Here is an 11,821-nt window from a genome sequence, read left to right as displayed (position 1 = left end):
ATACATATAGTATAATTCCTACACGAGATATTATAAAACAAAAAGTATTTTTCGCATTATTATTTCTCTTATTATCATAACAAAACTAGGCAGTGTTTACCACTGCCTCCCCATCAGCTTGCCAATAATAAATTAACCGCATCTCTCACTTCAAAAATGTCAAATGGTTTAGTGAAATATTTTTCAGCACCGATTTCAAGAGCATGCTCGACCAACTTCAATTCTTCGTAGGCCGTCATCATAATCACAGGGATTTCTGGCCACTCTTTTTTAAGTTGTCTCAAAACATCAATCCCGTCCATTCCAGGCATTTTCATGTCCAACAATATACAATCGGGTTGTTCATTTTTCACTTGCTGAAGTGCTTCTCCACCATTTGCTGCTGATTTCGTCCCATACCCCTCTTTTTTAAACACTTCTTCCAACAAGAGCCGTATACCCTGTTGATCATCTACAATTAGTACATTTCTCACCCAAACCACCCCCCATTCATCATCCCATTTTACACTAATTTGACATCCAAAGCGATTTCCCTTTATTTTTGTGAAATTAGTCAATTTCATAATCCAATCTTTTCGCTGCGCCGATACAAAATATAGTTTGGGCAATTATAAAAGTTGTCTCTGTTGAGTTAAACCGTTCTCAACTATATTTTGTACCAGCTTAGCGGTTTTAGGTAATTATGAAATTGACTCAAATGAATTTTCCTTTTTGCATTTAAGGCGCACTCATTTATAATAAACTCGAGGTGTTTTTCATGAAAATGTTGACGACACAGCTTAGCGGATTATTAGACCGCATAGCGAAAAATAATGAAGAAGCAATTGAAGAGACTGCACGGCTACTCGCCCAAGCGACGGTTGGTGAAGGTCGCGTCATTATCGCCGGTTTAGATGAACTAGATACAGTTTGCCAAGTCGCAATGCATAGTGCAGAACCTTTCATCGGTGCCGTCCAATACAACCCTGAGATGACTATTGGACATGCGGACCGCGTGTGGGTTTTCACTCGTTCAGCAGAACATCCACAAGCACTTGAGCTTGCCTGTTCTTTAGCAGCTGAATTTATTCCTTTTGCCGTTGTAACACCGGAGAAAACAGAGGAAAACAAACTATTCGATTTAGCAACAACTTATATTTCAACTAGCTTAACGCGTGGCCTTTTACCAGGCGAAAATGGCGAGCGGATTGTGCAACCTCATGCGTTGGCAGCTTTGTTTATTTATGAAGCCGTTAAAATTGCTTATGATGAAATGTTATCAGATGAATAGTTCCGTATACGTAAAACAGCCATCGCTTAATGATACGATGGCTGTTTTTATTATTGATTTAAACTATTTTCTAAAGAGGTTTTTACGAACTCACTAAACAATGCTTGTGGGCGAGTTGGTCTTGAAGCAAATTCTGGATGGAATTGACAACCCATGAAAAATGGATGATCTTTCAGTTCAATCATTTCGACCAACAAACCATCTGGGCTCATTCCCGAAAATACCATGCCCGCTTTTTCCAATTGCTCGCGGTATTCATTATTAAACTCATAACGATGACGGTGACGCTCATAAATTAATGGTTCGCCGTACGCTTCATAAGCTCTTGTCCCATCTTGCACTTTACAAGGGAACAGACCAAGACGCATCGGTACACCATTCCCATCGATGTCTTTTTGCGCAAGTGATAAGTCGATAATGGCATGCGGTGTTTGTTCATCAAACTCCGTTGAATGAGCTTTCGTTAATCCTAATACGTTACGTGCATATTCAACTGCCGCCAATTGCATACCAAGTGAGATACCGAAGAAAGGAATATTATTTTCACGCGCGTACGTGATTGCTTCAATCTTCCCTTCAATCCCACGATCACCAAATCCACCCGGTACAACAATGCCGCCAAGGCCTTTTAATAATTCAGCCGCATTTTCAGCAGTGACCTCTTCCGAATCAATCCATCTCACTTTGACTTCAGTATCATGTCGATATCCTGCATGAGAAAGTGCTTCAACAGCTGAAATATAAGCATCTGGAAGTTCCACGTATTTCCCAACAAGGCCAATTTCCACCGTATGCTTCAACGCCCCTACAAGATTCGCAAGATTTTCCAACTCTGTTACATCCGCTTCTTCTACATCTAGTCGAAGATGATCGACAACAATTTCGTCCATCCTTTGTTCTTTAAGCAAGAGCGGAATTTTGTATAGTGTGTCAGCATCAACCGCTTCAATCACTTCTTCTGCTCTTACACTACAAAATAGCGCAATTTTTTCTTTCATTTCTTGTGGCACAGATTGTTCCGAACGTACGACGATAATGTCTGGTTGAATACCAAGTCCACGTAATTCTTTTACGCTATGTTGCGTTGGTTTTGTTTTTAATTCGCCCGCAGCTTTCATATATGGGATGAGTGTACAGTGAACATACATGACATCGTGTTTATCATAATCTGTTTTCATTTGACGAATCGCTTCTAAAATCGGTAAAGATTCAATATCTCCAACACTTCCTCCGATTTCAGTAATGACTACATCGGCATTCGTCTCTTTCCCAGAAGCAATAATGCGTTCTTTTATTTCGTTTGTAATATGAGGAATAACTTGTACCGTTGCTCCATTATAATCGCCGCGACGTTCTTTTTTCAAAACGGCAGAATATACTCTACCCATCGTTACGTTTGAGTATTTATTTAATTTAATATCGATAAAGCGTTCGTAATGGCCCACATCTAAGTCTGTTTCCGCACCGTCTTCTGTTACGAAAACTTCACCATGTTGATAAGGACTCATTGTTCCAGGATCGACGTTAATATAAGGGTCAAACTTTTGAATCGTTACTTGTAAACCACGATTTTTCAATAAACGTCCGAGTGATGCCGCTGTAATTCCTTTTCCGAGCGATGATACAACGCCACCAGTTACAAAAATATACTTTGTCATGTTAATTCCTCCGTTTTTACTATTATTAAATAAAAAAAACGCCCCACCTGCAACAATTAGCAGTAGGAGCGGATATGCAAAATTCATATGTCCTTGTTTAAGGAGCCCAGTAGAATCTTATATTGAAAAATCTTTGATGTCAAGTATTAATACTCACTTTTCATCTTCGTACTCATCGTAATCTTCGTCCTCGTCCTCGTCTTCTTCCTCATCATCTAAGACGATATCTTCCGGTATCACTTCGTCTTCATCATCTTCTTCTAGAAGTTCAACATCGATGTCTTCTTCCTCTTCTTCAATATCCTCATCGACATCATCTTCTTCTTCATCGTCAATAATGTCGAAGCCATCCTCGTCTACTTCTACGTAATCTTCATCTTCATCTTCATCATCGGATGATTTTTTCTTTCTACGCGCTCGTACAACAGGTGCGGATTCAGCCTCAAGCTGATCGACTGGATACCATTCACGGAGTCCCCAACGAATATCGTCAATCGAAAGGAAGCGTCCGTCAATATTAATGTCCGTATTGACTCTTGGTAATTTTTCGTTCATGGCACGAACTGTCACGCCGTTTAGTTTACGTACCTCATCCATTAATTGCCTTAATGTTAAATGTTCTCCATGTTCTGCCAGTACTGCGTAGGCAATGTCAATCATTGATTCTTCCGCTAATTGTTCTTTTGTCATATTACGGATATCCATTTAAACATGCACGTCCTCTCTCACTAACCTACTATAGTCAACATTATATACAATTCATTCATCTATAAGCTAGCTTTTTTCATGATTTTATCTTTCTTTTAAAAAACTACAAAAAAAAGACCAGTGCCAACTAGTCCACATCATTATAATTAAATTGCCGTAGTATCCATCAGTGTACTATACCATAAGCGATATTATACGTAAAGTTTACAGCATACGGTCTCTTCATAAAACGAGGTAATTTCCGTTTCAATCAACGATGCACACTATGTATATTAATATTTTAAAGAATCATCACTGGATTTTACTATTTTTTTTTAATCGCTTCACTTCTTTGTAAAAAATGACTGCCAAATAAGCTGCAGCGATTAGAAATGAAATTGAACCAAACCCGTCTTGGTAAAAAAACACAGTAAAAAGGACGAGTGCAAGGATAATTATTGAGTGATGATACCATTTCATATTCGCATCTCTTCCCTTCTGTTATACGATATGTTTTCTACCGACGTATTATTCATTCTCCCATACAAATTGCAAAAAAGCCACAAACAACAAACATTTCTTAGTCATAAATTATCGACATAATACGCAGTGGTACGGACTTTTGCAGAAAAACTCCTTTCAAAAAACAACTGTAGACAAAGTTTACGCAAACTTTGTCTACAGTACGATTTTTTTACATATTCCGTCGGTACTGTCCACCTACCTCATAGAGGGCGTTCGTAATTTGACCGAGACTTGCGACTTTTACCGTTTCCATTAATTCCTCAAAAATATTACCATTGGATACTGCGACTTCTTTCAGACGTTGTAATGCTTCGTCTGTTTTGTCAGCATGTGTTTGTTGGAACTTTCGTAGATTAATAATTTGCGATTCTTTCTCTTCTTTCGTTGCTCTTGCCAACTCCATATTGTCAATATCCTCTTCAGAAGGCGGGTTCGGATTCAAGTAAGTATTGACCCCGATAATTGGCAGTTCTCCGGAATGCTTCTTCATTTCGTAGTACATCGATTCTTCTTGAATTTTTCCGCGCTGGTACTGTGTTTCCATGGAACCAAGGACGCCGCCGCGATCATTGAGACGATCAAACTCTTGAAGAACAGCTTCTTCAACGAGGTCTGTCAGTTCTTCTATAATAAATGAACCTTGTAATGGATTTTCATTTTTTGCTAACCCATATTCTTTGGTAATAATCATTTGAATCGCCATCGCACGACGAACAGATTCTTCTGTTGGCGTTGTAATTGCTTCATCATAAGCATTTGTGTGCAATGAATTACAGTTATCTTGCAGTGCGAGTAATGCTTGTAAAGTTGTACGAATATCATTAAAGTCGATTTCTTGCGCATGCAGGCTTCGACCTGATGTTTGAACGTGGTATTTTAATTTTTGACTGCGCTCATTTGCACCGTATTTTTCTCTCATTGCAACTGCCCAAATCCGACGCGCCACACGGCCAATTACTGTATATTCTGGGTCCAATCCATTTGAGAAGAAGAATGATAAGTTTGGTGCAAAGTCATCAATATGCATGCCGCGGCTTAAATAGTATTCTACATACGTAAAGCCATTTGCGAGTGTAAAAGCAAGTTGAGAAATTGGGTTCGCGCCTGCTTCTGCAATATGATAACCAGAAATTGAGACAGAATAATAGTTTCGTACTTTCTGATCAATAAAGTATTGCTGAATATCTCCCATTAGGCGAAGCGCAAACTCTGTTGAGAAAATACATGTATTTTGTCCTTGGTCTTCTTTCAAAATATCAGCTTGAACAGTTCCTCGAACAACTTGCAATGTACCTTCTTTCACTTCTGTGAATTCTTCCACTGTCAGCGCGCGACCGAGTTCTTCTTCTTTTATACGGATTTGTTGGTCAATCGCGGTATTCATGAACATCGCTAAAATAATCGGCGCAGGTCCATTTATGGTCATGGATACGGACGTAGCGGGCGCACATAAATCGAACCCGTCATATAATTTCTTCATGTCGTCTAGCGTACAAACGCTTACGCCGGACTCTCCAATCTTTCCGAAAATATCCGGTCTTTCGTCTGGATCTTCACCGTAAAGCGTCACTGAGTCAAACGCAGTTGAAAGTCGTTTTGCATCATCGTCTTTTGACAAATAGTGGAAACGGCGATTCGTTCTTTCCGGCGTCCCCTCCCCAGCAAATTGTCGCTTCGGATCTTCGTCTTCTCGTTTGAACGGAAACACGCCTGCTGTATATGGGAATGAACCTGGAACGTTTTCGCGGTAAACCCAACGTAAAATCTCCCCGTAATCTTTAAATTTTGGTAGCGCAATTTTCGGGATTTTTAAGCCGGATAATGATGTTGTCTGAAGTAGCGTTTTGATTTCACGGTCTCTAATTTTCGTAACAAATTCATCGCCAGCATAGTTTTCTTTTAACGTTTCCCAGTTTTTCAGAATACGTTTTGATTCTGCTGTTAATTCCTCATAAACGCTGTCTGCAAGTGACTGCAATGTTGTAACTAACGCATCATCTGATGATTGTTCTTTTAGAGCTTGGATAGAACCTTCCAGTTGGAAATACTTTCGGGCAAGCTCTTCTTGAACTTTGGATTTCTTATGATATTCACGAACAACCATTGTAATTTCACGTAAATAATGTGTTCGTTCAGTAGGTATAATGACATTTTGTTTTTCTGTTTTCACAAGTTGATCGTATGAAGTCGTCCAATCGAGATTACATTTTTCATTTAACACACGAACGATTGCTGCGAAAAGTGCATTCGTTCCTTTGTCGTTAAACTGACTTGCAATTGTGCCGTAAACAGGCATTGAACTTAAATCTTCATCCCATAGAAGACGACTACGCTGGTATTGTTTCTGTACTTGACTCATCGCATCTTCCGAACCTTTTCGTTCAAATTTATTAATCGCAATTAAGTCTGCGTAATCAATCATATCGATTTTCTCAAGCTGTGTCGGAGCTCCAAATTCACTCGTCATCACGTACATGGAAGCATCCGCAATGTCCGTAATATCCGCATCACCTTGACCGATACCACTTGTTTCAACAATGATTAAGTCGAAACCTGCTACTTTTACAATATCCAATACATCGTTCATTGCACCGGAAAGTTCAGAACGAGAACCTCGTGTTGCTAAACTTCGCATAAAGACACGCTCATTGAAAATGGAGTTCATGCGAATTCGGTCACCGAGTAAAGCTCCCCCAGTCTTTTGTTTCGTTGGATCAATGGAGAGAATCGCAACTCTCTTATCAGGTAACTCATGAAGAAATCTGCGGATCAATTCATCTGTCAATGAACTCTTTCCTGCTCCGCCCGTACCTGTAATTCCAAAGATTGGTGTGCCTTTTGCTAGTTCGCGCGCTTTTTCAAGAATTGCTTTTGTTTCATCATTTTTCTTGTCGTAATTTTCTTCTACGTACGTAATTAATTGCGCAAGTATTTTAGGTGAAGTCGCACTTACTTTCTCAACGTCTTCTACCTTAAATTGTTGAGCTGGATCAAAATCGCATTCTTCCATCATTTGGTTGATCATCCCTTGAAGACCCAATTTACGACCGTCTTCAGGTGAGAATACCCAAGCAATGCCGTAATCATGGAGCTCCTTAATTTCCCTCGGAATGATCACACCGCCGCCTCCCGCATAGATGCGGATATGTGACGCCCCTTTTTCTTTTAGTAAATCATACATATATTTGAAGTATTCGACGTGTCCGCCTTGGTAGGAAGACATCGCGATTGCTTGAACGTTTTCTTGGATGGCCGCGTTGACGACTTCTTCTACTGAGCGGTTATGTCCAAGGTGAATGATTTCTGCACCGCTTGCTTGTAAAATACGGCGCATAATATTGATAGATGCATCGTGTCCGTCAAACAGGCTCGATGCGGTGACCATACGAATATGATGTTTCGGTTTGTAAATTTCTACTGTTGCCATTTTATATATAAACACCCCTTTGTTTATAGTCATTAACAATTGCCGTTGATTTCCGCTACAGGCGGACGCTTTCCGCGGGCACGGCTTCAATCTCCTCGTCACTGCGTTCCTGCGGGGCTTTCAGCTCGTGCTGTTCCCGCTGGAGTCGCCGCCTTTCGCTACAATCAACTAATTCTACTAATACTGCAGTTCTCTTATTTATAAAAGTTCTCTTCTTTCAAGGCTCCAAAACAGTTTATAAATATCTTACGCAGTTCCCCCAACAATCCCTCTTAACAACTGATTTTGCTGTATCTCAATATACTTTTCGATTGTATAGTGTTTGTTCAAGGCCCATCTGCGGAATGCCCACATTTGGCCTTGAACGACTATATGGTGTGCAGCTATTGTTGCTTCTTCTTGAGTCATGCGAAGTTCCCCCGACTTTATGCATGCTTGTAGAATACCTTCAAAAAGTGCAACCATTTCGAGTTCTTTTTTTAATACATATTGCAGTGCATCTTTTGGCAATGATTTGGATTCTTGGTACATGACGACATATTCATCCGTCATATCGTCGATGAGTTGATAGTATTGATGAATGGCAGATTTCAAGCCTGCGACGGTGCCTTCTTCCATCGCAAGCGTTGATAATCGATTTTGCACTTCATCATAGATACTGTCACATACGAGAAATAAAACATCTTCCTTTGTGCGAATATATTCATATAGCGTCCCGATGCTAAACCCAGCTTCTTTTGCAATTTCCCTCGTCGTTGTTCTATGGAAACCTTTTTCCTTAAATAGCTTTATCGCACCTTGAACCATCTGTTGCCGTCTCATTTCAATAAGGCTTTCATCTTTCACAGATGATTCTACTTCTCGCTTTTTAGTCATAGGACATCCCCCTTATTTCGTAAGCATTCGGGAGATCACAAGCCTTTGAATTTCTTGCGTTCCTTCGTAGATTTGTGTGATTTTCGCATCGCGCATAAAGCGTTCAACTGGATAATCTTTTGTATATCCATAGCCACCAAACACTTGAACTGCCTCCGTTGTTACTTTCATTGCTGTATCTCCTGCCATTAACTTAGCCATTGCAGATGCTTTACCATAAGGTTGATTATGCGATTCTAACCAAGCCGCTTTGTAAGTTAATAATCTCGAAGCTTCCGTTGCCGTTGCCATGTCGGCAAGTTTAAAGCCAATTCCTTGGTTGGCTGCAATCGGTTTTCCGAACTGCTCACGTTCTTTTGCATATTCAACTGATGCATCAAGTGCGCCTTGTGCGATGCCTACTGCTTGGGCTGCAATGCCGTTTCTTCCGCCGTCCAATGTTTGCATCGCAATTTTAAAGCCTTCTCCCAATTCGCCAAGCATGTTTTCTTTTGGCACGCGGCAATTTTCAAACATAATCTCTGTCGTAGGAGATGAACGAATGCCTAGTTTCTTTTCTTTCTTCCCTACAGAGAATCCTGGGAAGTCCTTTTCGATAATAAATGCAGTCGTTTCCGGACGTTTTCCGCTTTGATCTGTTACAGCAAAGACAATATAAATGTCCGCAATTCCGCCGTTTGTAATGAAGATTTTTGAACCATTTAAAACGTACTCATCACCATCAAGCTTAGCAGTCGCTCTCATCGCACCTGCATCTGAACCTGAAGCTGGTTCTGTTAATCCATATGCACCAATCTTTGTCCCTTCAGCCATCGGACGTAAATACTTTTGCTTCTGCTCTTCTGTCCCAAACTTATATACAGGCCATCCTGCTAGTGATGTATGTGCGGATAACGTAACACCTATGGACGCACAAACACGTGAAAGTTCTTCCACAGCAATCACATACGCTAAGTAATCACTGCCAATCCCACCGTACTCTTCAGGCCATGGAATCCCCGTTAATCCAAGCTCCGCCATCTTCTCGAATAACTCCATATCGAAACGTTCTTCTTCATCACGTTCCGCTGCAGTAGGCCCCACTTCGTTTTCTGCAAAATCGCGTACCATTTTACGAATCATTTCATGTTCTTCGGATAAATTAAAATTCATTTCTTCCCCCACCTTATGATTGTTTTGGCGCCAGTCACTCACACGACCTCTAAACAATTTTAAATATTATGAATTAATAACGAATTGTGTGGGTGACTATCACCTTAGCAAGTTTTTAGAAATCACAATACGTTGAATTTCGCTCGTACCCTCATAGATTTCAGTCACTTTCGCATCACGGAAATATCGTTCAACTGGATAATCCTCTGTATAGCCATAACCACCAAACACTTGAATGGCTTCGATGGAATTATCAACGGCTGTTTTCGAAGCAAATAGTTTGGCCATCGAAGCTTGTTGTCCACATGGTTTTCCTTCTTCCTTGAGTAGAGCAGCGCGGTAAACGAGGAGTTTGGCTGCCTCAACCCCAGTTGCCATATCTGCCAATTTAAAGCCAATCCCCTGTTGCGCTGAAATTGGTTTGCCAAATTGCTCTCGTTCTTTTGCATACGCAGTCGCTGCTTCAAGGGATGCACCCGCGATTCCAAGCGCTTGCGCGGCAATGCCAATTCGCCCGACATCTAAGTTGGCCATCGCGATTTTGAAGCCTTCTCCCTCTTCTCCTAAGCGATTCTCTGCCGGCACACGCATATTCTCAAATGCGAGTTCTACTGTCCGTGAACCGTGTAAACCCATTTTCTGTTCATCTTTTCCGATGATTAAACCAGGCGTATCTTTATCGACAATGAATGCTGTGATGCCATATGTTTTTTTAGCACTATCTGTAGAAGCAAAAACGATATAAACGTCTGCTTCCCCTCCATTTGTAATAAACATCTTCGAACCATTTAATATGTAAGCATCGTCTTCTTTAACTGCTCGTGTTCTTAAAGAACCCGCATCAGATCCCGATGTGGACTCTGTTAGACAAAAAGCACCTAAATACTCTCCGCTAGCCATTTTCGGTAAATAGCGATTCTTTTGTTCTTCATTCCCAAATTGCATAATGGGATTGATTGCTACTGAAGTGTGAACTGATAAAATCACACCCATAACCGCGCTCACTTTAGACAATTCTTCAATTGCTAAAATATACGATAAGAAATCCATATTTGCGCCGCCGTACGCTTCTGGAACTGTCATCCCCATCAGTCCAAGCTCCCCCATTTTCTTTAAAATGTCATGCGGGAACTCGCCTGCTTCCATTTGTGGAATAAATGGCTCGATTTCTGCTTTCGCAAAGTCTCGAACCATTTGTCGCATCATTTGTTGTTCTCCCGTAAGTTGTAAGTCCATTTCACTCGAACCCCTTTTACATTCCAGATTGGTCTTAGTTGTATTCGTAAAAACCACGCCCAGATTTCTTGCCGAGCCAGCCTGCTTTCACATATTTTCTGAGTAGTGGACATGGACGATATTTCGAGTCGCCAAATCCTTCATGTAATGTTTCCATAATATAAAGGCATGTATCGAGTCCGATAAAGTCTGCCAGTTGAAGAGGTCCCATCGGATGATTCATCCCCAACTTCATCACTTCATCAATTGCTTCCTTCGTTGCTACCCCTTCGTAAAGTGTATATACTGCCTCATTAATCATCGGCATTAATACGCGGTTTGCTACGAATCCAGGAAAGTCATTTACCTCGACAGGTACTTTTGATAAAGCATTCGTCATATCCTCGACCGCTTGATACACTTCATCTGCCGTTGCGAGTCCGCGAATAATTTCTACCAGTTTCATCACTGGAACAGGATTCATAAAGTGCATGCCTATCACTTTTTCAGGTCGATTCGTTGCCGCAGCAATTTCAGTAATCGGCAATGAAGATGTGTTCGTTGCGAGAATTGTATGTGCTGGCGCAATTTCATCTAGCTGCGCAAAGATTGAACGTTTTATTTCCATATTTTCAACCGCTGCTTCGATCACAATATCTGCATTTTTCGCATCTGATAAATCAAGCGACATTGTAATCCGATTGAGAACGGCTTCCTTGTCATCTTCAGACATACGGCCTCGTTCAACATTTCGGGCAAGATTTTTCGTCATAACCGCTAATCCTTTGTTGAAAGATTCTTCTTGAATATCATTTAAAATGACATCATAACCAGCCTGGGCACATACTTGTGCAATTCCCCCGCCCATTTGTCCGGCACCGATCACCATTACTTTTTTAATTTCCATTGTGTTCGCCCCCATCTCACACTTGTTGTCTAGCTTCCATGCCTAGCTGCTCGATGCGCTTCAACTTTAAGAGAAAAGCAAAAGACGCTTTCTCTTAAAGTCAC

At 40.8% G+C, this 11,821-nt stretch carries 10 protein-coding genes; 1 reads left to right on the top strand and 9 read right to left on the bottom strand.

Annotated features, from left to right (window positions below; translation table 11 throughout):
• Positions 1–113: 113 nt before the first annotated feature.
• Positions 114–473 carry a response regulator gene (locus AB1H92_RS01960; RefSeq protein ID WP_115359918.1) on the bottom strand — a complete coding sequence of 120 codons (360 nt, stop codon included), beginning with the start codon at positions 471–473 and terminating at the stop codon, positions 114–116.
• 284 nt (positions 474–757) lie between these two features.
• Between AB1H92_RS01960 and AB1H92_RS01955 the strand changes: the two genes are divergently transcribed.
• Positions 758–1,270 (top strand): DUF2529 family protein, encoded by a 513-nt coding sequence (locus tag AB1H92_RS01955; RefSeq protein ID WP_115359917.1) that lies wholly within the window; start codon positions 758–760, stop codon positions 1,268–1,270.
• Between the two features lie 50 nt (positions 1,271–1,320).
• On the opposite strand, the gene AB1H92_RS01950 is transcribed toward AB1H92_RS01955, so the two are convergent.
• The 8 genes from AB1H92_RS01950 to AB1H92_RS01915 all read right to left on the bottom strand — a co-directional run bounded on the left by AB1H92_RS01950 (position 1,321) and on the right by AB1H92_RS01915 (position 11,717).
• Complete coding sequence (locus AB1H92_RS01950) at positions 1,321–2,928, bottom strand: CTP synthase (protein WP_115359916.1); 1,608 nt, start codon at positions 2,926–2,928, stop codon at positions 1,321–1,323.
• Positions 2,929–3,081: 153 nt separating this feature from the next.
• Entirely contained in the window at positions 3,082–3,633 is a 552-nt protein-coding gene (gene rpoE / locus AB1H92_RS01945) for a DNA-directed RNA polymerase subunit delta (protein WP_115359915.1), read from the bottom strand.
• A gap of 294 nt (positions 3,634–3,927) precedes the next feature.
• Entirely contained in the window at positions 3,928–4,095 is a 168-nt protein-coding gene (locus tag AB1H92_RS01940) for a hypothetical protein (protein ID WP_166739559.1), read from the bottom strand.
• Between the two features lie 214 nt (positions 4,096–4,309).
• Positions 4,310–7,567: a fused isobutyryl-CoA mutase/GTPase IcmF gene (gene icmF, locus AB1H92_RS01935; RefSeq protein WP_115359914.1), complete on the bottom strand. Its 3,258-nt coding sequence runs from the start codon at positions 7,565–7,567 to the stop codon at positions 4,310–4,312.
• Positions 7,568–7,813: 246 nt separating this feature from the next.
• Entirely contained in the window at positions 7,814–8,443 is a 630-nt protein-coding gene (locus AB1H92_RS01930; protein WP_115359913.1) for a TetR/AcrR family transcriptional regulator, read from the bottom strand.
• Positions 8,444–8,455: 12 nt separating this feature from the next.
• Positions 8,456–9,595 carry an acyl-CoA dehydrogenase gene (locus AB1H92_RS01925; RefSeq protein WP_115359912.1) on the bottom strand — a complete coding sequence of 380 codons (1,140 nt, stop codon included), beginning with the start codon at positions 9,593–9,595 and terminating at the stop codon, positions 8,456–8,458.
• A gap of 99 nt (positions 9,596–9,694) precedes the next feature.
• On the bottom strand, positions 9,695–10,831 hold the full coding sequence (locus AB1H92_RS01920) for an acyl-CoA dehydrogenase (RefSeq protein WP_115359911.1): 1,137 nt from the start codon (positions 10,829–10,831) through the stop codon (positions 9,695–9,697).
• Positions 10,832–10,865: 34 nt separating this feature from the next.
• A complete protein-coding gene (locus tag AB1H92_RS01915; protein WP_115359910.1) occupies positions 10,866–11,717 on the bottom strand; it encodes a 3-hydroxybutyryl-CoA dehydrogenase in 852 nt (283 codons plus the stop codon).
• Between the last annotated feature and the right edge of the window lie 104 nt (positions 11,718–11,821).

This window comes from Sporosarcina pasteurii, assembly GCF_041295575.1.
GTDB classification, from domain to species: domain Bacteria; phylum Bacillota; class Bacilli; order Bacillales_A; family Planococcaceae; genus Sporosarcina; species Sporosarcina pasteurii.
Note: the sequence above shows the minus strand (reverse complement) of the source record. Positions and strands in the feature narration are given on the sequence as shown.